The 21,941-nt window shown below is 64.1% G+C and carries 18 protein-coding genes; 9 read left to right on the top strand and 9 right to left on the bottom strand.

Going from position 1 to position 21,941, the window contains the following annotated elements; translation table 11 throughout:
• Window positions 1–2 precede the first annotated feature (2 nt).
• The gene (locus tag LZC95_27595) at window positions 3–908 is read right to left on the bottom strand and encodes a hypothetical protein (GenBank protein WXA90214.1); all 906 of its coding nucleotides are present in this window, start codon (window positions 906–908) and stop codon (window positions 3–5) included.
• A 59-nt stretch (window positions 909–967) separates the two neighbouring features.
• Window positions 968–1,474, bottom strand: a complete 507-nt coding sequence (locus tag LZC95_27600; protein WXA90215.1) for a DoxX family protein — start codon at window positions 1,472–1,474, stop codon at window positions 968–970.
• Window positions 1,475–1,666: 192 nt separating this feature from the next.
• Between LZC95_27600 and LZC95_27605 the strand changes: the two genes are divergently transcribed.
• A complete protein-coding gene (locus tag LZC95_27605; protein ID WXA90216.1) occupies window positions 1,667–2,344 on the top strand; it encodes a GntR family transcriptional regulator in 678 nt (225 codons plus the stop codon).
• On the opposite strand, the gene LZC95_27610 is transcribed toward LZC95_27605, so the two are convergent.
• On the bottom strand, window positions 2,341–2,742 hold the full coding sequence (locus LZC95_27610; protein WXA90217.1) for a VOC family protein: 402 nt from the start codon (window positions 2,740–2,742) through the stop codon (window positions 2,341–2,343). The genes LZC95_27605 and LZC95_27610 overlap by 4 nt on opposite strands.
• Before the next feature lie 161 nt (window positions 2,743–2,903).
• On the opposite strand from LZC95_27610, the gene LZC95_27615 reads away from it, so the two are divergent.
• Entirely contained in the window at window positions 2,904–3,590 is a 687-nt protein-coding gene (locus tag LZC95_27615) for an AhpC/TSA family protein (GenBank protein ID WXA90218.1), read from the top strand.
• A gap of 44 nt (window positions 3,591–3,634) precedes the next feature.
• A complete protein-coding gene (locus LZC95_27620) occupies window positions 3,635–4,324 on the top strand; it encodes a DJ-1/PfpI family protein (protein WXA90219.1) in 690 nt (229 codons plus the stop codon).
• A gap of 7 nt (window positions 4,325–4,331) precedes the next feature.
• On the opposite strand, the gene LZC95_27625 is transcribed toward LZC95_27620, so the two are convergent.
• The gene (locus LZC95_27625) at window positions 4,332–4,700 is read right to left on the bottom strand and encodes a helix-turn-helix domain-containing protein (GenBank protein ID WXA90220.1); all 369 of its coding nucleotides are present in this window, start codon (window positions 4,698–4,700) and stop codon (window positions 4,332–4,334) included.
• Between the two features lie 286 nt (window positions 4,701–4,986).
• On the opposite strand from LZC95_27625, the gene LZC95_27630 reads away from it, so the two are divergent.
• Complete coding sequence (locus LZC95_27630; GenBank protein ID WXA90221.1) at window positions 4,987–5,724, top strand: hypothetical protein; 738 nt, start codon at window positions 4,987–4,989, stop codon at window positions 5,722–5,724.
• 5 nt (window positions 5,725–5,729) lie between these two features.
• Complete coding sequence (locus tag LZC95_27635) at window positions 5,730–6,578, top strand: trypsin-like serine protease (protein ID WXB00231.1); 849 nt, start codon at window positions 5,730–5,732, stop codon at window positions 6,576–6,578.
• On the opposite strand, the gene LZC95_27640 is transcribed toward LZC95_27635, so the two are convergent.
• On the bottom strand, window positions 6,511–7,908 hold the full coding sequence (locus LZC95_27640) for an MFS transporter (GenBank protein ID WXA90222.1): 1,398 nt from the start codon (window positions 7,906–7,908) through the stop codon (window positions 6,511–6,513). The two genes, LZC95_27635 and LZC95_27640, sit on opposite strands and share 68 nt — an antisense overlap.
• Window positions 7,909–8,024: 116 nt before the next feature.
• Entirely contained in the window at window positions 8,025–8,417 is a 393-nt protein-coding gene (locus tag LZC95_27645; protein WXA90223.1) for a VOC family protein, read from the bottom strand.
• A gap of 389 nt (window positions 8,418–8,806) precedes the next feature.
• Here LZC95_27645 and LZC95_27650 point away from each other — a divergent pair, with 389 nt between their 5' ends.
• Window positions 8,807–9,592, top strand: a complete 786-nt coding sequence (locus tag LZC95_27650; protein ID WXA90224.1) for a YbjN domain-containing protein — start codon at window positions 8,807–8,809, stop codon at window positions 9,590–9,592.
• Window positions 9,593–9,599: 7 nt separating this feature from the next.
• Here the strand turns inward: LZC95_27650 and LZC95_27655 are convergent, their stop codons facing one another.
• Both LZC95_27655 and LZC95_27660 read right to left on the bottom strand, forming a co-directional pair.
• Window positions 9,600–10,019, bottom strand: coding sequence for a VOC family protein (locus LZC95_27655; protein WXA90225.1), 420 nt, complete (start codon window positions 10,017–10,019; stop codon window positions 9,600–9,602).
• A gap of 66 nt (window positions 10,020–10,085) precedes the next feature.
• A complete protein-coding gene (locus LZC95_27660; protein ID WXA90226.1) occupies window positions 10,086–10,994 on the bottom strand; it encodes an AraC family transcriptional regulator in 909 nt (302 codons plus the stop codon).
• 118 nt (window positions 10,995–11,112) lie between these two features.
• On the opposite strand from LZC95_27660, the gene LZC95_27665 reads away from it, so the two are divergent.
• On the top strand, window positions 11,113–12,336 hold the full coding sequence (locus tag LZC95_27665; GenBank protein ID WXA90227.1) for a hypothetical protein: 1,224 nt from the start codon (window positions 11,113–11,115) through the stop codon (window positions 12,334–12,336).
• Between the two features lie 6 nt (window positions 12,337–12,342).
• Here the strand turns inward: LZC95_27665 and LZC95_27670 are convergent, their stop codons facing one another.
• Window positions 12,343–16,260: a protein kinase gene (locus LZC95_27670; protein ID WXA90228.1), complete on the bottom strand. Its 3,918-nt coding sequence runs from the start codon at window positions 16,258–16,260 to the stop codon at window positions 12,343–12,345.
• Window positions 16,261–16,806: 546 nt separating this feature from the next.
• On the opposite strand from LZC95_27670, the gene LZC95_27675 reads away from it, so the two are divergent.
• Window positions 16,807–17,544, top strand: a complete 738-nt coding sequence (locus tag LZC95_27675) for a hypothetical protein (protein WXA90229.1) — start codon at window positions 16,807–16,809, stop codon at window positions 17,542–17,544.
• A 420-nt stretch (window positions 17,545–17,964) separates the two neighbouring features.
• Complete coding sequence (locus LZC95_27680) at window positions 17,965–21,924, top strand: protein kinase (GenBank protein WXA90230.1); 3,960 nt, start codon at window positions 17,965–17,967, stop codon at window positions 21,922–21,924.
• The last annotated feature ends 17 nt before the right edge of the window (window positions 21,925–21,941 follow it).

The following is a 21,941-nucleotide window of genomic DNA, read 5'->3' on the forward strand; positions in this document are numbered from 1 at the left end:
CATCACGCAAACGCCACGGCTTGTCGCACACCGACCACGGTATCGATGGCCGCCTTGGGAATGGCACGCGCCCCCACGTCCTTCGTCCACGGCCCCGACCAGGCAAGGTTCACCAGGCCGTACCCAACTTGAAGGACGGGACGCTGGTTCATCATCTCCGTCAGCGCACGACGAACCGGCTCGGTGAGCAGAGACAGCGATATCTCGGCGCCCGTGATCCAAAAGCGATCGTCGAAGGGCTCGACACCCAATTGCCGTTCCGTCGCGAGGCGGAGTGCCCTGGTCAACTTGAAATCCAGGTTCTCTTTCTGGACTCCACAATAGGGAATCGCCTCCGGAATGCTCGTGCGCAATGCGCTCGTAAAGCCATTTGCACTCCCGGGCAGAATCATCTCGATGAACGTGGGCCGCCCCGATTCGTTCGGGAATACCATTCGCGTGGTAAAGATGAGCGGAATATCCTCGACACGGAACTTCGAAATGTAGCCAAAATCGCCCCACCGCTCGAGCCGGGCCCCCGGAGCGAAGTCCTTTAGCCAACTTGCCACCGCGGCACGAAACTCGAGCGAAGGCCGCTCTTCGATGAGCCAGGGACCTTCTTCGGCGGGCGGCGGCGGATTGGGCACCTCGTCCGGGCACCGCCGCAGATTCGGCGCCTCCATGCGTGCGTCCTCGAAAATCGCCAGCAGTGCATCCAGCGCCCCCACGATGTTCACGAGGGATGCCATGTCGCCATCGTCGACGGCTGCGAACGCACGCGGATAGCACTCCGCGATGGCCTCCCGCACGTGAACGGGCAAGAGGCTATGCAGCAGCGGAGAAATTTCCCGCCAAAGGCCCCCGAGAGCCGCCCGCTTTTCCACGATTTGGTTCGTCAGCCCCGCCAACCCGTCTCGGTACATCGTCATCGAGCATGCCGCATCGGCGCCTGCTGGCGCAAGGTGGGCAGCGACCGATGTCCTTTTCGTCACCGCACTCGAACATCGGGCCGAGATCGTTCGCGTCCGCTCAGCCAGCCGCGGATCGACAGCGGCCCCTCCCCACCCAGAACCAAGGCAGCGAGCGCGGCCAAATAGAGCAGATTCGTCTCGTATCCCGGCTCACCGAAATGTGCGCCGGCTGCCGTAACCGATTGGAGCTTGATGGCGCTGAAGCCGTAGGGCAGATGAACCGTGAAGATGGCGACGAGCATGACCACGGCCATCGGTAGGCTGGCAAGCGGGATCCCATACCCCACGAGAACCGCAAGACCTCCGAGGAGCTCTACGGCGATCGTGGCCCACGCCAGCACCGCGGGCGCGGGTGTTCCCAGCGCCGCCAACAGGTGCGCGAAAACATCGGGGCCGCGAACCAGCTTCGCATACCCGTGTGCCAAGAAGCCGTATCCCACGATCAGGCGCAGAGGCAGCGCGGACCAGGACGGCGAGCGCGACATGATGGTCGAGGTCCAGGAGTCGATGAATTTGGGCATCATGGAACCGGGTACGCGGCCGGCGACCGACGGTTTCCTGAAAAGGACGTCATGACGTCACGACGTCGATTTTTCACGAAAACCCTGCCAATTATTGACCATGAGACATCATGACGTCATGATGTCTCGGTGAAGCCCACAGCTCCGCATCGCGGCCCCCTTTATGCACAGATCGAAGATGCCCTTACGGCAAACATGGCGGACGGTACGCTGCCGCAGGGAAGCCAGCTTCCGCCGGAAGACAGCCTCATCGCGCGGTTCAAAGTCAGTCGCACCACGGTTCGACAGGCGATTCAAAATTTAGCGAATCGTGGCCTCGTCGAAATTCGACGTGGCAGAGGAACCTTCGTTGCAAAGTCGAAGATCACCCAAGAGATCACCCATCTCACGGGCTTCGTCGAGGACATGCAGGCTCAGGGTCGCCATCCCACCGCGCGCGTTCTTCAAAAAGAGATCGTCACCGCCACCAAAGGCGTTGCCAAACATCTCGATCTGGCAGAAGGAGCCCGCGTCGTTCGAATCCGCCGCGTACGCCTTGCCGATGGTATTCCCATCTCGCTCGACGAAACGTACCTTCCTCATGCCATCGGCAAGAAGATTCTCTCGAACGACCTGGAAAGGGAGCCCATTTTTGCCTTGCTCGAGCAGAAATATGGAACGCCTCTCATCGAAGCGAAATATACGCTCGAGGCAGTCGTTGCCGAGGCAAGCATCGCGAAAGCGCTCGCCATCGAACCGAAGAGTGCCATTTTCCTAATCGAGCGCACCGTCTACAGCAGCGAACACCGGCCCGTCGATTACGAAAAACTCTATTACCGGGGCGACCAAATTCGTTTCACCACGCGCCTCGCGCGGGCGACGCGAGAGGGCTAAGTTTTCGTGGGGCCGACGATGCTCCAGCAGTGGCCATAGGGATCCACCAGCTTGCCCATGCGGCCGTAGAACTCGTCGTTGAGCGGGCGTAGCACCTTGGCCCCCGCGGCGACAGCGCGGTCGAACCAGCTGTCGGCATCGCTCACCGCGAGCGAAATGGTGGTCGTCGTGCCGCCGAGCGACTTGGGTGTCCGCACGCCCGTGATCTCGACCGGAAATTCGTCGGAGAGCATGATTTCTCCGCCGTTGATTGAAAGCGTGGCATGCCCGAGCTTTCCCTCGTACGGGTAGGTATCGATGATGGTTGCATCGAAAGCGCGTTTGTAGAAATCGAGTGCTGCGTTGCCATCGTGCACGACGAGATACGGGGCGAGGGGCGCGGGCTTTCGTTCGGTCATGGCCATCTCCTGGTGGCCCATCGTACTGACTCCCCTCGACCGAGGCGAGCGGAAGGCTAGCTGATGCTCGCGTCACCCGCGATTATTCGCTGCGCGCATAATGCTTATGTCTTCGATGGGCCTTCGCTTTCTCGATGCCGAGCCCACAATGAATCGACAGAATGACCCTCCAAGAACAACTCGACGACTTCAAGACGAGATTCGAGAACGGGGAGTTTTCGTTCAAGCCTACGCGAACTCAGCTCGACATCATGGATCGGGCCACGTCGGAGCTCATCGACGGCAAAGCCGCAGTGCGTGCGCTCGAAGTCGGCGAGCTCGCACCGAGCTTCGTGTTGAAGGATACGGACGGGCGCACCGTCCGCTCGGAGGACATCCTTGCGCGGGGCCCGCTCGTCGTCAGCTTCTACCGCGGCGTATGGTGCCCATACTCCAACCTGGATCTGCAGGCGCTCGAAGCATCCCGCGCGGCGATCGCAACGCACGGTGCCGAGCTCGTGGCCATCTCTCCGCAGAGCCCCGCCAACAGCCGCATGTCTCAGCGCCAGAACCGCGTCGGATTCCCGATTCTGAGCGATCCGCAGGGCGAGGTGGCCGTCGCATTCAAAGTCCGCTTCGAGCTGCCCGATTACCTCGTAGAACTCTACAAAGGCATCGGCATCAACCTCCCCATCGTGAACGACGATTCGTCCTGGGCACTCCCCATGCCCGCCCGCTACGTGATCGCCTCCGACCGCACGATCGCCTACGCGGAGGTAAGCCCTGACTATACGCGGCGCCCCGATCCTCCCGTGCTTTTGCCGGTATTGGAACGACTCCGCACCGCATCGAGGCATCGATCGTTCTAGATTCGCCCGCGGGAGGAGCCAGGTTTGCCGTCGGAGGTAAATCCATGTTCCTGTCGCGTCGATCGGTCCTTGCGGCCACCACCACGTTCCTTCCCCTGCCCTTCGCAGCCGCGTGCACGGCACCGCGCGCGCACTCGGGCTCGTCGACGACGGCGGCCCCTCGTAAACTGCGCGTCGGTTTTGCGATCAGTGAGGGCTTCAACGTCATGGATATGGCGGGGCCTTGGGAGACGTTTCAGGACGTCGTCGTTCGTGACGAGATGGCTTGCGAGCTCACGACCGTGGCGGGATCGCACGCGCTCGTCGAGGGCACGGGCGGCATGCGCGTCGAGGCGCGTTGGTCGTATGCCGACGCGCCGCAGTTCGATGTGATCGTCGTGGGCGCACAGAAAGGCGGCCCGGCGCTCCACGAGTGGCTGCGCGCACAGGCGAAGGGCGCGCGCGTGATCATGTCGGTGTGCACAGGGGCCTTTCAGCTCGCGCGCGCCGGACTCCTTCATGGAAGATCCGCAACCACGCACCACGATTACTACGACGCATTCGAGCGTGAGTTCACCCATGTGAAGCTCGTGCGGGGCCCGCGCTTCGTCGACGAAGGCTCGGTGTGCTCGGCGGGTGGCATCACCTCGGGCGTGCACCTCGCGATCCATGTGGTCGCACGCATCTTCGGCGAAGACGTCGCGAACGCCACCGCCCGTGAATTGGAGTTCGTCCCCACGGAGCGACCGACATGAGCAAGGGTTACCGCGCCCGCGGCATCCGCCTTCGAAACGCGGCCGGCATGCTCCCCGTCAAGCGGCGGAAAACGCGCGTAAAGTAGCTTTGATCGGTGAATCCGCAGTCGAATGCCACCTTGCCAATCGGGGCGCCGGCGACGAGGAGGCGGCAAGCCCGCTGGATGCGATGGAACTGCACGTCCTCGCCCACGGAGCGTCCGCGGAATGCCCTGTACGTCTCGATGGAGAAGGCGTCGTAGACAATCGACCTACCGCCGCTTCGTTCTTCGTAGTCGCCGTCGACCAGGAGTGAAAAATAGGGCCGCTCGTGCGCATGCTCGGCGAGCGCTCGCCCGCATCGATGCCGAATGACACTCAGCAAGGCCCCGGCCATCGTGACGCGTCGCTCGGTCTATCCATGGAACACGCCCGCTGGGAGCGTGGTGATCGAGTGCGTTGCAGACGGGAAGGTCGTCGCCATACTTACGCGAGAACATGGCTCCGTTCCGGGCGCGGCGCGAAGGTGCCATCGGTGTCCACTCGAGTGGACAGGTGAGCACGTGAGGGGACACGGTGGTGCGCGAAAAGGCTAAAAATGCCCGCGATCCTGCTCCATGGGCCGTGGTGTGACTCGTGCTGAAGGGGGACCGGCGCGTCGTCGCGCCAAGGAGATATCCCCTATGAAATACACATTTTTCGGCCCGCTCCTCGTCGTGGCCGCGTGCAGCACGGCGTTGTATGCGTGCGCCAGTTCCGATGCGGGCGAACCGACCCCGCAAACCACCGAGAAGGCCCTGACACTGACGGGGCATACGCCCACGCTCCTCGAAGGAACGTTCGTGGACGCGAATGCGAACTTGAGCTTCAAATCCGTGGAGAGCGCCCCGCGCAAGGTGGACTTGACGGTGCGCGCGGGCGCGACGGAGCTTCGGTTCCATCTCGATTTCGCTCGAGGTGAGGGCGACTTCGATGCTCACTCGGGCCGGCTCGATGCGGAGCAAATTGCGGCGATGCCGCGGGTCATCGATGCGCTCTCCAAGGAGTTGCCCGATGAAAATACCCTCGCCGCCGACGCGCTCGGGCGAACACTGAACTTGCTCGGGGCGGCCCCCGCGTCGGAGACGCTTCGCACGTTCAAGTTCGTTTCCGAAAATGGGTGGGCCCACCTGCCCTGTAGCTGCGGCGTGCGAAGCATCGGCGGCGGTCGCAGGGCCCGCGTGGGCAAGGGCGAGACGTGCGGCAGCCAACCCGCACCACACTGCCCTGGCCGTTGCGGGGTGGGATGCGGTCCCGACAACCTCGTCGCGCGTTGGGGCTCGGGCGTCTACACGGTGGATTGCGCTCGACACGATTACGGAATCGGCACCTGGGAAGCCGCGTTCGACGATTACTCGTTCGCTCCGAAAAATTGCCCGTGAGTTCCATGGCGCAGGAAGGGGAGCTTGCGCCGCTCATCGTCGGGGGCGCGCCGGATGCCCATCACGATGCCGTGGTGGCGCTCGCCGCGCTCCCCGTGGAGTACGGCGAGCGCCCCCAGGCCATGTGCACCGCTACGCTCATTGCCCCGCGTGTCGCGCTCACCGCCGCCCATTGCGTGGCCCATGTCGATGCGGATGGAGTCGAGGTCGTGCTGGGCGGCGACGTCTCCGCCCCCGACGCGCGGCATATCCGAATTACGGAGATCGTGCGGCATCCAAAGTGGGATTCACCGTCGCACGACTTGGCCCTCGTGCAGCTCGGCGACGATGCAGGCATCACACCCATCGCGCTCATCGACGCGCCGGGCGCGGCCTCGCTCCAAGGTCAAGCGGTGACCCTCGTCGGCTATGGACGCGACGACCGTGGTCAGGGCGGCGTACGACACGCGGGCACCGCACGCGTGGTGGAAACCCTGGAGAAGCACATTCGCATCCGGCGAGAGCCCGCGCTGAGCTGCGCCGGCGACTCGGGCGGCCCGGCCTTGGCCATCGCCGACGGCCATGCGCAGGTGGCGGGGGTGGCCTCTTACGGCGATCCGAGTTGCGCGGAGTTTGCCACCTATGCGCGGCTGGACATCGAGCTCGCGGAATTCGTTCTTCCGGTCCTCGCGCAGCTCCAAAGCGCGCACGCACCGCCCTCCGCGGGCTGCGCCTCCACGCCCCACGTACCCGCCGCGTCGATCGGGCTCGCGCTGACCATCCCGCTCGCCCTTCTTTGCCGCCGGTTCACACGCGCCGTTTCCACGTACGAAACGACAAGGGCACGGCAAAGAGCGAGCCGACGGCGGCGATGATGAACAGCGAGCTCAATCCTCGTGCCATGGTCTGCCCACGTTCGAGTCCCATTTCCAACCACGCCGTGCCAAGGCCGCTGAAGAGCGCGGTCGCGAGGGATTGCACGATTTGCAATGCGCCGGCCACGACGCTCTTGTCGTCTTCGTCGGCCCGAGCGAGTGCGCCACTCACCACCGCATTGAGGGAAAGGCCGGTGCCGAATCCTCCGATGGCCCAGCCGAGAACTCCGAGAAACACGGGCACCTCGGTCAGCGTGCATGCGGCGCCGATGCCGCTCACGCCGACGAACAGCAAAAGGGCCCCCGCGATGGCGTTTCGGCGTTGCGCGCGGTCGTTGGAGCCGGTGCGTGCTTGAAGGCTGGAGCCCGCGACCCAGGAAATGGCGCCCACGGAAAGCGAAAGGCCCGCACGCGTCAGGCTCAATCCGCGGACATGGGTGAAGCCGAGGGGGACGAAGGTTTCGCTGCCGAGGTAACCTGCACTGATCAGGAATCGAGCCCACAATGCGGAGGGGGCGCCTTCGGCGAACTTCAATGTTCCTTTTGGCATCACGCGGGCGAAGCCCCATAGGCCCAAGGCGACGCCTGCTGCCGTCAGGACATAACCTACCCACGGTACCTGCCCTTGCGCGGAGAACACGAGGGCGATGCCCAGGGTAAGGGCTGCGCTCTGCACGATGACGTTGTCGCGAAGTCGTGAAGCCGGCGCCTCGGCGCGCAGGGTCGATGGCGCAGGCGTGGGCTCGATGCTCGACATGGCCATGGGCCACGCCATCGCGACGAACGGTACGATGGCCCAGAATACCGAGCGCCATCCGAGTCGCTCGGCCAATGCGCCCGCAATGGTGGGGCCGATCAATCCGGGGATGGTCCACGCGGCGGAGAGCCAGGCCATCATGGCTGCACTCGCCGATTCGGGGTACTGCTTCGCGACCAAAATGAAGCACACCCCGCTGATGCCGCCGGCGCCCAATCCCTGCGCGCTGCGCGCGATCAAGAAAAGCCACCACGATGGTGCCAGTGCACCGAGAACGCACCCCACGAGAAAGAGCAGGGTGCCGGCGGTGAAGAGCGTTCGCGTTCCGAACTGGGCATCGCCTTTGCCGATGATGGCCGACCCCATGATCTGGGCCAGCGTGAACGTCGAAAACGCGAGGCCATACGAATGCATCCCGCCAAGTTGCTCGGCCGTCGCTGGCATGACGGTGCCCACCCCCATGTACTCGAAGGCCATGGCGCTGCTGGCGCAGAGAAGGCCAACGGTCAAAAGGCGATGCGACGGCGAAAAGGGGCGCGATGGGCTCGATGAACTGACGATGGAGGGCGACATGAACGTGTATCGGGAAGCGTGGGGCGAAGATCGCCCACGACCAGGACGATTCTTCTTAATGAGAATTTTGCCAATCGGCTAGGCCGTCCCGACCCACGCTTACTCGAGACGAGTCCCTAGCCGCGCATCAATTGCGTGATCTGAAGGAGGTTGCCACAGCTGTCGTTCAGCGTGGCGATCTTCGACGCGGTCACGTCGGTTGGCGGCATGGAAAACTCGGCGCCGCGCGCCTTCATGCGCTCGTAGTCGGCCTGCACGTCGTCGGAGAAGAACATGGCGGCGGGCTGGCCCTGCTGGAACATCGCCTGCTGGTAGGCTTTGGTCGCCGGCTTGTCGCAGAGCGCGAGCTGCAGCTCCGTTCCGTTCGGGTCCTCGGGTGAAGCGACCGTGAGCCACCGGAACGGTCCCTGGCTGAAGTCAGCCTTTTTCACGAAGCCCAACACCTCCGTATAGAAACGGAGAGCCTTCTCTTGGTCGTCGACGTACACGGTGGTCAGCTTGATCTTCATTGGCTTTTTCTCCTGTTGTCACATTCGAGTCGGAATTCATTCGTCCATCTCGTCGAGCCGCTGCTCGAGGCGACGGACATGGTTCATCCAAAAGGCGCGGTAGTACGCGAGCCAGTCCCTGAGCGCTTTCATCCCACGCGCCTCCTCGCAACCTCCGCCAGCACCTGGGAAAGCTTGTGTTCGGCCACCATCGTGCTGTGCATGACCATTTCATAAGCCATGACTTATGAGATGTCAAGCGCCGGATCGACGGGCTCGTGACGATGCCTCGCCGAGCTGGTTCGTGGGGGAGTCCGCAGCAGAGAACAGGAAGCTCACAGGCCCCATTGGCGCAATCGTCCACCGCACGCAGCCGGTATCGTGCGCACCACGCATGTTAGGTTGCGCGAATGAATCTTATCGATCCCGTCCTCAATCACGCCATGCTCGTGGTTCGCAGCGTTCTCTCCGAACGGTGGGTTGCGGCGGAACCGGAACAGTACACGTTTCAATTTCAGCATCTTACGGATTGCGGAGTCCCACTCACGGGGCTGATTTGGATCAACCCTGCAGCCCACGCGCTCCACCTTCGCGTCCTCTTCCAGAATGTCGAACCCGCAGCGCGCGAGGAGGTGGTCCAATACATGACCGCCGTCAATTACCAGCTTCCCAATGGCTGCTTCGCCATGGATCCCGATTCAGGCGAACTGCGGTTCAAGGCCAGCATTTTCTTCCGAGGGGCAGAATTGTCGTACGCGCTCGTTTCGAATTTGGTCGAATCCTCGCTCGAATTCGTCGATGCGCATGCGCACCAATTCATCCACGTGATGATGGGCGGAGAGGCGGCTACGGCCGATGCGCATGTCGAAGAGGAGAACGACGGTTCTTCGTCGGATCCCCGCCCGCCATTCGAGCAGTATCTCGACGACTATTTGCACCATTTGCTTCGTGAAGCGGGCATGGCGCTCGTTTCACGCGAAGACGTGCGCTCGCTCGGTGCATATTTCGAAGAGACGACGGGGACCCGTTTTCCCGTGGAGGTGTTCGAGGGGCTGCCCGCATCGACGCGAACGCCACAAGGCATGTTGCGTGCGTACCAAGCGCGCACCCTTCGCTTTTCCACGAGCGGCAAAGGGCAGCAGATGGTGCTCGACTTCGTGACCGCCCATCGTCGCCAAAAGCTGCCGCGGCATTAGGTAGAAGCTAACGCGGAGCCTCGTGGAGCTCGATCGGATTGCCGTCGGGGTCTTCGACCTGGATCTGCCTGCCGCCGGGCCCCACCTCCACCTGGTTTCGGAAGGCGGTTCCGGCGCTCCGAAGGGCGGCCACGGTGACGTCGAGGTCGTCGACGTAGAGGACAATCCTGTTCCACCCGCCGGGTTCCTGCCGGCGGCCGTCCGGCATCGGCCGCGAGCCCGAGCTGTCCGGTCCACTCAGCAAAAGGTGCAGGTCGCCGCGCGACACGGTCGCGAAGACCGGACCGAACCGCTGCTTCGATTCGAAGCCGAGGTGCTCGGTGTAGAACGCGATGGCGCGCTCCACGTCTCGAACCTGGTAGCGGATGACGGCCGCCTTGGTATCTGCGGAGAAGGGCGCTGTTTGCGCGCTGCGTGCTTCGCTCATCGTCAAACCTCCGTGTGGTTCTTGGCCCTAAATAGGCACGGACGCGGACGGAGTCTTGGACGGATTTTACCCCGCATCGGACAGAGCGACGTGGTTCTCCTTGACGTGGGTCCGACGCAGAGCCAGGAACTCGCCCGGCGAAACGCCGGTAAGCTCCACCCAATCGCGACAGAGGTGAGCCTGATCGAAGTAGCCGCACTCGAGCGCCACGCGGGACCATTTCGGCCGTGGGCTCTGCATCGTGAGCGCGAGGGCACGCTGGAATCGACGCACCCTGGAGTAGCGCTTCGGCGTCATGCCGACGTCCTCCGTGAAGATCTCGATGAAGCGCCGTCGACTGAGGCCGAGCGTTCTGGTGATCTCTCCGATTTCGACCTCGGGTCGGTCGAGGCAGGAGAGCGACGACCTCACCGAATCGCGCACCGCCCGGCTGCGTCGTAGCCGCGCGAACAGAGCGCCCTCGAGGATCCGAAACCGCTGGTACGAATCGGCTGCGGCGCAGAGCCGCTCGCGAAGCTCGATTGCGCGAGCCCCCCACAGAGCATCGAGACCAACGTGCGCATCGGCGAGCTCGCCAGGGGGCGCGCCAAGCAGGCCGCCAACCCCACCAGGCCTGAAATGAACGCCCATGACGGAGGCATGCTCGCGCGTGTCGATCCCGAAGGACGTGCCGTAGCAGCCGGACACCATCGCTCCCGGAAACCGATGGCAGACCTCACCCGCGGGCTCGAAACCGTAAATGCGAAATTCGTCCTCTTGCAGGTTGATGACCAGCTCGATGGTACCGCTGGGAACGATCCGCTCGCGCGCGTGATCGGGGACGTCGCTCAAATACCAAAGGTAGTCCACGATCCCACGCAGAGGCGGGCTCGGTTTGCAAACGCGGTAACGCATCGAATGGCCACCCTCCTCGCCGGGAAGAAACGAGCGTACTGGAAACACCTCGAACGGCAAGACGGGCTCGGCGCCTCTCATTCGATGAATCTTGGAAACGCTTGAGACAAGAGCATCATCCAAGTTTCGCTCCCCTGCCCGGCGTCCCGCCCCCCCCTTTGGACGCCTGGTCGATGAAGTCCCTCTCCAGGAGTCCTCCATGGCACTTCGTTGGTATGCGGTCGCGACCGGTGTGTCCGCGGCCCTGCTCTGCGGCTGCGCATCGAGCCATGATTCGAGTGGCGGCGCCCGATCCGATGGGATCGTCGACGTTCCCCAGACCCCCGTGGAGCGTCAATCGATTGGAAACTGTTGGCTCTACGCCGAGGCCAGTTGGATCGAGTCCATGCACCTGTCCGCCACCGGCGAAGTATTCGATATTTCGCAGTCGTATTGGACCTATTGGCATTGGTTCGATCAAATCGCCGCGCAGGGCGCGAACACCATCGAGACCGGCGGCAACAACGAGATTGGCAATCGCATCGTGGCTTTGCGCGGGCTGGTGCGCGGCGCCGATTTCGTGGCGACGGATCCCAACGGCGAAATGTCCGAGCGGCAGAAAAGCGCCCTCGAAGCGATTCAGCGGGAGCTCGCCTCCGGACGGCTATCGGCCTTTTCGGGCCGCGGGAACGGCGCACTGATCCGCCAGGTGCTCGACGATGCGTGGGATCTGCCACGAGAAACCCGTGCCTGGCTCGACCGCGCATTTGGCGCAGATGCCTCGCGCGCGCTCACGCCGCAGGATACGCCGATCGTTTCGCCCGGCGCATTCCAGGTTCGATATGCCGATCGCAGTACCGATTCCGAAAAGGCGGCCTTCAAAACGGCGAGCCTATCCCATGCCCTCGCCGACTGGCATTCGGTGCCTTATCCCGCGGACGAGCGCCCACGACGCGACTTCCTCGTGCGGGTCCAGAAGGCTTTGCACGATCGGCAGCCGGTGCTCCTGTCGTGGGACGTCGACTTCAATGCCTTGGAGTCCGGCAACAATGAACGGCGCGGCTCCTTCAACATGACGACCCTTCGCGCCGCCGGCGGGCCGGGCACCCAGGGCGGGCACATGGTGGTCCTCGAAGACTACCAAGCCACCACCGAGTCCTTCGGCTTGCTTCGTGCGGGGACGACCCTCGATCCCAATCAGCCGGCGGACAAGTCCAAGTTGGACGCGGCGCTCCTGCCGTCGACGCAAATTCAGTTCCTGCGCGTCAAGAATTCGTGGGGCACCTTCCGGGAGGACCGAGGGACCGTGCCCGGGTTTCCGGGCTATCACGATCTCTATATGGATTATTTGAACGGCCCCATCGCATGGTGCCCCGGCTCGTCGTGGTTCTGTGGTGGCATGACCATTCCATTGCGGACGGTGGGCCTGCCACCCGGGTATTGACGGCGTCTACCGGCTCTCGAGCCACGCCATCGACCCGGTGTGCAGGTTCACCCGACGGGGGTTGCTGGCGTGGGCCGCCTCGAGTGCGCGTCGGTTGATCGGGTTCGTCGTGAGAAAGCGCATTCTCGCGGTGGAGTCGCCGATGGCATCGGCGCGGGTCCCAAGTTGTTCGATGACACTTTCGAGAATGCGCTCTGCCGAGTGATCCCCGGCGGACGCGTAGGCTTCGAAGGCGGCGAGCTTCAATCGCACCTCGGCGAAGCCGCCGCCGCCGAGGCGATCGAGACGGAGAAGCGCCGCATTCGCGTACTCGCGTGCCTCGGCATTTCGGCCGCGGCGCAGCGAGACCTTCACCCGGGCAGCATCGGCGTAAGGACGAATGGCGACGAAGTCGACCAGTCTATCGAGCGCTTGCGCCAGGTGCTGCTCCGCCGCATCGAGCGCGCCACGATCGAGGAAGATCTGCCCGAGGATGGCATTGGCAAACGCTGCCAAGTTCTCGTCACCCGGATGCTCCAAAAAGCTTCGAAGCATCTGCTCCGCCTCCTCGAGCGCGGACGCGTCTTCCTTGTCGACCAGCGTCATGGCCAATTGAAGCGTGGCGATGCCGTTCGTGAATTTGTCGCCATCCCGCAAAGCCTCCGCGCGGGCGGTTCGCAGTTTTTCTTCGCCGGCGTCGATGTTCCCCAGATGCGCGAGCGATACGCCTCGGTAGATCCGCGCCTTGGTGAGATGGCGCCGGTGGCTGGCCGTCTCGAACAAAGCTTCGGCGCGGGCGGCGGCCATCGATGCCGACCAGGGATCGCGCGAAAGGAACCAGCCTGCATGGGCGTGCGAAAATTCCCACGACCCCCGAACCGAGAGCCTATCGCTCGTTTCGACGATGGCGTCCATTCGGGCCAAGTAGGTTTGGACCTGCTCGCGGCGCCACAACAAGGTCAGCATGGCCGACAGGCTGCGCAACGATTCCACGTAAGCCCCGACCGCGTCGGGCTCCGGATCGGTCGTACGCAGGACTTCGCCCCATTCGAGCGCCTCGTCGTAGCGGTTGAGTGACGACAACATGGCCACGACCATCGTTCCCACCGCATTGCACCAATCGACGCTACCGCGATGGAGCAAGGGGAGCGCCTCGGAGACGAGCTCGTATCCCTTCAGGTAATCGCAGTCCAACATGAGGGCCCGCGCCTGCACGCCGCGAAGGGTGCCGCGCAGCTCACCACTCGCTCCACACGCGATTCCCTGTTCGGCGAGCCGCGAAACCTCCCGAAGGTTCGCATGGTCGAGGGCCTGCGCGGCCGCGCGCGCAAACAGCACGGTCGCGCGATCCAACTCGCCGCCAAGCGCGTAATGCTCCGCCAGGACGTGCGGCGCGTGCTCGCCGGTCGATTGGAGAAATTCGGCGGCGGCGCGGTGGCCTGCCTTTCGGCCGTCGTCGGTCAGCAGACCGTGCGCCGCCTCACGCACGAGCGCATGGCGAAAGGTGTATTCGGTATCCCCGAGAAGCCGGCTGGTGCCGTTCTTCGTGATGAGCTCGCGACGCGTCAGCTCCTCCAGGTGTTTGTCGACCCGGCTTGCAGGCATGTATTGCCGCATCAGGGCCAGAACGCCGCCGCGCCAGAAAGTGCCACCGTAGACGCTCGCAGCGCGGAGCACCCGCCGCAGCTCGGGCTCGAGGTGCTCGAGCCGGGCCTGCAAAATGGCCACCACCGTGTCCGGCAAGATATCGGTTCGGTCCTCCGCAACGAAACGGATCAATTCCTCCAGAAAGAGCACATTGCCCGCAGCCTGCTCGACGATGCGCATGACGATCCCCGGTGTGACGCCGCCACCGAGGGCCTGCACCACGAGCTGCGCACTCGCCCGCGTGCTCAAGCCATCCAGGTAGAGATCCTCGCCTTTGCACTCGTGCCAGAGCTTCGGATACAGCGCTTCGACCTCGGGCCTCGCCAGAGCGAGAACCATCACGGGCTTGTCATGGCAATCTCGGAGCGATGCGTCGATCACCCGCACCGTGAGATCGTCGCCCCAGTGCAGATCTTCCAGGACGAGCAGCACCGGATGCGCGGTGCATTCCGCGCGTAAGAACGAGACGAACGCAGCCGAAATGTGCGCGTCCATGCTGCGCCGATCCAATCGCGCGTCCCAGAGCTTCGGGCTCGTGTTCGAGGGAAAGGGGATCCCGCAAAGCTCGCCCAGAAATTCGCTGACGAATCGAGCTTCGTCCGGCGGCACGTGCCGGCGCACCCGCTCGGCGAGCTTGCCTTGCTGCACGGCCAGCTCCTCGTCGTCGTGCACGTCGACCAGCCGGCGCAGGGCATCGGCGAGCAAACCATAGGGCGTACCGGCACGCGTTGGATCGCTCCGTCCAATCCAGACGTCCACGGATTGTCCCTGACGCACGCCGCGCACGAATTCGTGACGCAGACGCGACTTGCCCACCCCAGGTTGCCCGATCACCAGGCCGAGGCGCGCGGCCGACTCCCCGCGGCACTCGTCGAAAAGGCGCTGCAGCTGCGCGAGCTCGCGATCGCGACCAATGCACGGCATGGGCTTGCCGAGAAGCAACCGCGCCTCGTCGACGGCGAGTTCGGAGTCCAAGACGAAGAATCCGGAATCCGCAGGCCGCATTTTGAATCGCGCATCGAGCAGATGCGCGGTCATGGCGTCGAGGTAAATGCCGGGCCAACCGCCCGAGGCGGACTGGACTTCGCCGCTGGGCATATGCTGTCCTGCGACCACGACGGGGCCGGTCGTGATCACCACCCGCCGCGAGGGAAAGCGCCCGCGTAGAAAGAGGGCGCAGCGCGCGGCCTGCACGCACTGGTCGGTCGCGGTCGTGCGCTCCGTGAGCGCCAAGGTCACCAGCATCGAACCGCCGCTCGGCCCTTCGATCCGCGCATCGAAGCGGTCACGGAGCGTGTCGCCGAGAGCCCGGAATTTCTCGTCGAAGGCCGGATCTTCGTTCGGCGGCGCGCGCTCCTCGATCACGGAGATGACGCTGACCAGCCGCATCGCCTCGGTCTCCTCGGAAAGGAGCGAGTGGGCGCGCGCCTGGCGTGAGCTCTTCGGTGCACTCTCCTCCAGAGGCCCCAGCGCATTGAGCTCCTCCAGCAATGCGCCGGCATCTTTGGGCCGCCGCTCCGGATCCTTTTCGAGCATGCGCTGGAGCAGCAGGTCCAACTTTTCCGGCATGTCCGGTCGGACCGCGCGCAGGTTCAGAAAATCGTCGAGGAGCACGCTCGGGAGTACGATGGTGGCCTGGCCGGCCACGAGCGGCGTGAGGCCGGTCAGGCACGTGTACATCAAGCACCCGAGCGCAAAGACATCGGCGCTCGGCCCGATGTTTCGCTCCCCGCGGGCCTGCTCGGGGGCCATATAAAGCGGGGTTCCGATGGCGTGCCCCGCCCCCGTCAATTCGGACGCCATCAGCCGCCCTACCCCGAAATCGAGCAAAATGGGACGAGCAGGGAGTCCGTGACGGAGAAAGATGTTTTCCGGTTTGAGATCCCGATGCACGAACCCTCGCCGGTGCGCGGCCGAAAGCGCGTCGGCGATACCGCGGAACATGCTGACCGTCTCGACCAGCGTCAGGCCGCAGCGCTCGAGCCGCTCGTCGAGATCCTCGCCATCGAGCCACTCCATTGCCAGAAAGGCGCGGCCGCGCGCGGAGATTCCATGATCGACGTACGCAACGATGCCCGGGTGCCGGAGCTCCGAGAGCATGTACGCTTCGCGGCAAAATCGCTCTAGGAAAAAGCGACGGTTCGCAAAAGGGTGCAGCACCTTGAGCGCCACGGTTGCGCCACTGCATTGCCGATCGCGCGCCCGGTAGACGACACCCATGCCGCCCTTGCCCGCAACCCGCTCGACGATGAACCGGTCCGCGAAGACCGTCCCGGGGGCGAGTTCCGTATTGTCCATCGTATCGGAGTTACCTCTCTCCTTCCGATGTCGGCTCGAAACTCCGGACGGCGCTCGCAATCCACAAATTGTTCGATAAATTTGGCAACTCAAGCAGCGATTCGCCGCGCACCCACTGAGCAAAATATTGCTCAAATTGTTGCCCTAACACCTAATGACATTGAACAGCATCCGCGCAAACGCGGATTTATGCGGGCAATTCGCCGGCGAACGCCCGAATACGAATTATCCCCATAACGAGGATTGCGCACGACGTCGAATTGGCGTGTACCGACGGACTCGACGGACGGTATGGAAATCTTCTAACTACACACACATTTAGTGCCTCACCATTTGCCCAGTGATCATCAGAACAGCAAGAAACGTGAGCCCGCAAAGTCGCGGGTTGGAACGTTAGGGGAGGTCACGACAATGATTCGATCTAATTGGTTTCGTGCAGGAGTAATTGCACTTTTCGCGGCATCGATCGGAGCACTCGGTTGCGCTTCGGGCGACAGCGGCACTTCTTCGAGCGACCAGCTCACCGGAGATCAGGGTGCGAAGCCGGTGCCTGCGGCCGTCAAGGCCAAGGGTCACTCGGGTCGCGCGGTGGCGGCGTCCGTGGATTTCAAGCCGTTTGGACTGGGTAACTACGGCGGGCTGAACGTCGCTGACCCGGGCGCCCTCGACGCAGCGGGCACGCCCAAGGCCTGGACGTTGACTGGCGTTAACGCGGACAACCTCGCGCAATATGCCAACCTCAACGCCTCGGTCAAGGGCTCGGACAGCGGCACCCATGCCGCCTCGGCGAGCGTCAATGGCACGGTCTTCGAGGCCGCGCCCGAGGGCTCTTTGCTGAGCGACCTCTTTGCGCCAGGCGGCGGCGGCATCATCATCGACCTCGCGAAGCTCCTGCAGGGCCTCGGGTTGTCCGATCTGATCGATGACCTCGTTGGCAAGAACGCGCCCGACTACCTCAAGCTGATGATCACCTACGACGTCATTCAGCAAGACGCGGACGCATCGTGCTCGGCGGGCGGCCCGGTGGTGTCGGCGAAGACGACCATCACGAACATGAAACTCAATGGCAAGCCCATTGTCGACTACACGGCCGTCCCGAACACGGTGGTGTACGATCTCAAGGACGTCCTGGGGCTCAACCTCGGGTACATGACCATCAATGCACAGTCGAGCGACGGCAGCTCGATCGACTCGGCCGCCGTGGTCCTGAACGTGTTGGACCTGGTGGAAGTCAAGCTCTCGCGTGCGAGCGCCGGCGTGGAATGCGCCGCGGGCGACCACTGAGTAGCTAACGGATAGTACCGCGGGCTCGACCGAGGCGAGCCCGCTTATTCTCGCTGACGCGTAACGCGCGTCTCGTCACTGGATTTCGCTCGCATGGTCCGTACGGGTTTTTGGGAGGGGACCGTCTCGGATCTTGGCGGGCGAAATCCAGAAATTCAAATGAATGGACGCTGGCCGCGTCCTCGGAGGGACGTGGCCACCGCCAGGACGCCAGGGCCGCCGCCGACAAGGGGTTAATCCCCCCCTCATGCGCCGGCGGCCCTTGCGTCCTGGCGGTTTGTCTTGAATACGAGCCCGACATTTCAGATCCGTCCTAACGGTCATATCTGCGACCGATTTCGCGAACGGATTCCTGATTTGGTCGCCGGCGCCAGCGACGGCACCTAGGATCCCCCGTGGACCGCCAACGCAGGGGGCGCCATGGCCGTAGACAGGCTCGAGCTCAAGACAATCTTCGCCGAACGCTTCCTCGTGGAGGCGGTGGCGGGCACGGGCGGAATGGCCGTCGTTTACCGTGCGCTCGATCAAAAGCGCGGCAGCGCACCGGTGGCCCTCAAGGTACTTCGTCGACTCGGACACATGCTCCGTCCGCACGAGCGATTCGCACGCGAGGCGTTCGTTTTGTCGACATTGCAACATCCCGGAATCGTGTCGTACATCGATCACGGGATCACACCGCAGGGTGATGCCTTTCTCGTGATGGAATGGCTCGAGGGAGAGAGCCTCGGCCAACGATTGCACCGGCAAGGCCTGTCGCTCGTCGAGACGGTGACCCTTTTCCGAGGCATCGCCGAGGCCCTTTCCGTCGCACATCGCCTCGGCATCGTGCACCGTGACATCAAGCCCGAGAACATCTTCCTTCGCGGGGGCCAACCGGAACGCGCATCGCTGCTCGACTTTGGCGTGGCACGTCTGATTTCGTCCGATCTCACATCGACGCAAGTTGCACTGGGGACACCTCATTACATGGCCCCGGAGCAGGCGCGCGGGGAGGCCATCGGTCCGAGCGCGGACGTGTTCGCGCTAGGGTGCGTGATGTTCCAATGCCTGACCGGGCGGGTGCTCTTCGAGGGAGCCCACCCCACGATGGTCATGGCGGGCATCCTGCTGAACGAGGCCCCCGCACTGTGTTCGATGCGGCCCTCGATGCCGAAGGATCTGGAGACGCTGCTCGCGCGGATGTTGGCCAAGGATCCCGAGCGGCGTCCCAAGGATGCGAGCGCGCTGCTCGAAGCACTGAACCAGCTTGCGCCCCTCTCGAACGATGCCGCCCCCGAGCGTGCGTTGACGCTTCTCGCTCCGGTCGCCCCTCTATCGGGCGAGCAACAACTGGTGAGCGTCATCCTGTCGCTCGCCCGAGCGCCCGTCGAAGGCAAGGTGCATCACGCGCTCGTCGGGCCTCTCGCCGAAGCGCTGCGCGGTCGCTTCGGCGCACGGGTCGAGCACCTCATGGACGGCTCGATGATTGCCACGCTCGCGCAGACGGAAAGCATGACCGCGACCGATCAAGCCGTGCAGGCGGCGCGGTGTGCGCTCTTCCTTCGCGAAGAGGCCCCGACCCCTTTGCAACGCATCGTGGTCACGACGGGTCGGGGCATCGTGGGGGAGCACCTGCCGGGCGGCGAGGTCATGGATCGCGCGGGCAAGCTGGTCCAGCTGTCGCACGCGTCGGAACCGCCGCCCACCACCGGTGCCGTCTGGGTCGATGACGTGACGGCGCAATTGCTCGATGCGCGCTTCCGCACGAGTCGAACGGAATCCGGTGTCTGCATCTTGAATGCGGAGCGGACGACGGACGAAAGCCGGCTTCTGCTCGGCAAACCGACGCCATGCATCGGTCGCCAGCGCGAGCTCGCGCAGCTTCGCATGCTGCTCGCGGAATGCTGCGAGAACTCCGTGTCGCGGCTCGCCGTGGTGCTCGCGCCGCCCGGTATTGGCAAATCGCACCTGCGTCGCGAATTCGTTCGGCAGGTGCAGCGCGATCCTCCGAGCAGCGTGCCGACGGTGCAGGTGTGGCTCGGACGCAGCGATCCGACGCGGGCGGGTGCTCCGTACGGTTTGCTCTGGGATGCGTTGCGAAGCCTCATTCACGTCCACGATGGCGAGGAGCTTGCGACGCAACGAAGCCGGCTTCACGAGAGGGTGCGACGGCACGTGCCCGCGGGCGAAGCGCAATTCGTCACGGAATTCATCGGCGAGCTCTGTAGGATCCCTTTTCCCTCGGAGACCAGCCCGCGGCTTCGAAGCGCGCGCACGCAGTCGGACATCATGGCCGACCAGGTGAGCGCAGCCTTCGTCGCCTTCGTGCGCGCCGAGTCCAGCGCACACCCCGTGCTGCTCGTGCTGGAGGATCTCCATTGGGGCGACGGGCTCACGGTGCGGCTCATCGACGACATGCTGCGCGAGTGCAGCGACCGCCCCGTCATGGTGCTGGCCCTCGCGCGGCCCGAGGTCGAGGCGCTTCACCCGAAGCTCTGGGCGGAACGCAAACGCGAGGATCTCCGGCTCGACGGGCTGACGAAAAAGGCGAGCAGGCAGCTCGTCACCCAGGCCTTGGGCGCGCACGTCACACCCGACGTCGTGGAACGCATCGTCGAACAAGCCGGCGGAAACGCGCTCTTTCTGGAGGAGCTGATTCGGTTCGTGGCCCAGAACAGGTCCGACGCCATTCCCGATACCGTGATTGCGATGTTGCAGGCGCGGCTCCAGCGCCTCGAGCCCGAGCTGCGCCGGGTGCTTCGCGCGGCCAGCGTTTACGGGGCAACGTTTTGGCGCGCCGGGTTGATCGCCTTGCTCGGAGAGCACGATTCGGCCCAAAGCATCGACACCTGGCTCGAGGCGCTGCTCGATCAGGAGCTGCTCGCGCGAAATGTCACCAGTCGCTTCCTCGCGGACACGCAATATTCGTTTCGGCATGCGCTGCTGCGGGAAGCGGCTCACGGCACGCTGACCGATGCGGATCGCGCGGCGGGTCATCGCGCCGCCGCCGCGTTTCTCGAATCGATGGGGGAGCGCGATCCCGGTGTTCTCGCCGAACATTTCGCACTCGGCGGCGACAACGAGCTCGCGGCGGTCCATTACGCGCGGGCAGCGACCGAGGCGATCAACAACAACGAGCTTGCCGCCGCGGCGAAGCACTCCGAACGCGGACTCGCATGCGGGGCAACGGGCGACGTCCTCGGAGCGCTCATCACCGCGCGAGGGCGAGTAAGCTTCTTCGTCTTCGACCTCGGGAACGCTCGCTCGCTGCTCCAAGAAGCGCTGTCGCTCCTCCGCCCCGGAAGCGACGATTGGTGGCTCGCCGCCGGGACGCTGATGCTGGTGACGACGGCCCTCCTTCGCTGGGACGAAGCCTTGGAGTTGGGCGACAAACTGCGGACGGCTCCTTGCGAGCCGGAGGCGGTGTCGATGCGGATGCGGGCCCTGTGCTCGTTGATCATGAAGCTGGTCTGGTCCGGGCAGCACGCCAAGATCGCGCCGTACGTGGCGCACGTGGACGGGTTGATCGATTCGCTCGACGAAGCGCATGGAAGGGCCTGGTGGGAGCTGGCGCACCTCGTCGATGACTTGTGCTCCCAGCCGAATCCATGGGAGGCCTCGATGGCGGCCTCTCGGGCGGAGGCTCTGCTCGAGCAAGACGAATTTCTGCGCCTCCTCGCGTTCGTGAGGGTCTTTCGAGGCTACGCGCTCGTTCATCTCGGCAGCTTCGATGCGGGTGAGCCGAAACTCCGAGCGGCCTTCGAAGTGGCGCGGCACAAACGCGAGCCGTGGTTGCTCTCGGTGGCCGTGCCCTATCTCGCGCTGGCGTTGATCGAGAAAGGAGACACGGCCTCGATCGACGAAGCCGAGCGCATCCTTCGCGCATTCTTGGAAGGTCCGGGCGATCCCAGCATGCAAGGCCACGCGAAGAGCCTCCTGGCGGAAATTCACCTCGGGCGCGGTGAGCTTGAGCCCGCAGAACGCCTCGCGCGAGGCGCGCTCGAGATGATCGCGGAGTTCGTGGTGCTAAGGCCACATGCCGACGCCGTATTGACGAATGTCCTCCGGCACAACGGTCGCCTTGCCGAGGCCTGCACGCATGCGGACACCGCGCTTGCCTGGGCCGAGTCCATCGGGGGCTGCGGCACCTTCGAGGTGCGACTTCGCGTTGCAGCATTCGAAGCTCACGCTGCGGCGCGTAGCGCGAAAGCTTTGCGCATTTTGGAGGACGCGCTCGAGCAGCTCCGCCTGCGAGCGAAAGGGATCCCCGACGCGCGCCTTCGAGAGCGCTTCCTGACGACGGATCCGTCGAACCGGCGCACCCTCGAGGAAGCGCGAAAATTGCTGCCGGCTTGGCTCATGGAGCCGTTTGCGGATTACGTTGGTATCACCGGCTACTAAAGAACCGAGAGACTGAG

The sequence above is a fragment of the Sorangiineae bacterium MSr12523 genome (assembly GCA_037157775.1).
Lineage (GTDB): Bacteria > Myxococcota_A > Polyangia > Polyangiales > Polyangiaceae > Pendulispora > Pendulispora brunnea.

Excerpts from the sequence above, each read along its gene's own strand:
- LZC95_27670 (WXA90228.1), bottom strand. The coding sequence starts at position 16,260 with ATGGACAATACGGAACTCGCCCCCGGGACGGTCTTCGCGGACCGGTTC.
- LZC95_27625 (WXA90220.1), bottom strand. The coding sequence starts at position 4,700 with ATGGCCGGGGCCTTGCTGAGTGTCATTCGGCATCGATGCGGGCGAGCG.
- LZC95_27680 (WXA90230.1), top strand. The coding sequence starts at position 17,965 with ATGGCCGTAGACAGGCTCGAGCTCAAGACAATCTTCGCCGAACGCTTC.
- LZC95_27655 (WXA90225.1), bottom strand. The coding sequence starts at position 10,019 with ATGAGCGAAGCACGCAGCGCGCAAACAGCGCCCTTCTCCGCAGATACC.
- LZC95_27630 (WXA90221.1), top strand. The coding sequence starts at position 4,987 with ATGAAATACACATTTTTCGGCCCGCTCCTCGTCGTGGCCGCGTGCAGC.
- LZC95_27660 (WXA90226.1), bottom strand. The coding sequence starts at position 10,994 with ATGAGAGGCGCCGAGCCCGTCTTGCCGTTCGAGGTGTTTCCAGTACGC.
- LZC95_27605 (WXA90216.1), top strand. The coding sequence starts at position 1,667 with ATGGCGGACGGTACGCTGCCGCAGGGAAGCCAGCTTCCGCCGGAAGAC.
- LZC95_27600 (WXA90215.1), bottom strand. The coding sequence starts at position 1,474 with ATGATGCCCAAATTCATCGACTCCTGGACCTCGACCATCATGTCGCGC.
- LZC95_27665 (WXA90227.1), top strand. The coding sequence starts at position 11,113 with ATGGCACTTCGTTGGTATGCGGTCGCGACCGGTGTGTCCGCGGCCCTG.
- LZC95_27620 (WXA90219.1), top strand. The coding sequence starts at position 3,635 with ATGTTCCTGTCGCGTCGATCGGTCCTTGCGGCCACCACCACGTTCCTT.
- LZC95_27615 (WXA90218.1), top strand. The coding sequence starts at position 2,904 with ATGACCCTCCAAGAACAACTCGACGACTTCAAGACGAGATTCGAGAAC.
- LZC95_27610 (WXA90217.1), bottom strand. The coding sequence starts at position 2,742 with ATGACCGAACGAAAGCCCGCGCCCCTCGCCCCGTATCTCGTCGTGCAC.
- LZC95_27595 (WXA90214.1), bottom strand. The coding sequence starts at position 908 with ATGACGATGTACCGAGACGGGTTGGCGGGGCTGACGAACCAAATCGTG.
- LZC95_27635 (WXB00231.1), top strand. The coding sequence starts at position 5,730 with ATGGCGCAGGAAGGGGAGCTTGCGCCGCTCATCGTCGGGGGCGCGCCG.
- LZC95_27640 (WXA90222.1), bottom strand. The coding sequence starts at position 7,908 with ATGTCGCCCTCCATCGTCAGTTCATCGAGCCCATCGCGCCCCTTTTCG.
- LZC95_27650 (WXA90224.1), top strand. The coding sequence starts at position 8,807 with ATGAATCTTATCGATCCCGTCCTCAATCACGCCATGCTCGTGGTTCGC.
- LZC95_27645 (WXA90223.1), bottom strand. The coding sequence starts at position 8,417 with ATGAAGATCAAGCTGACCACCGTGTACGTCGACGACCAAGAGAAGGCT.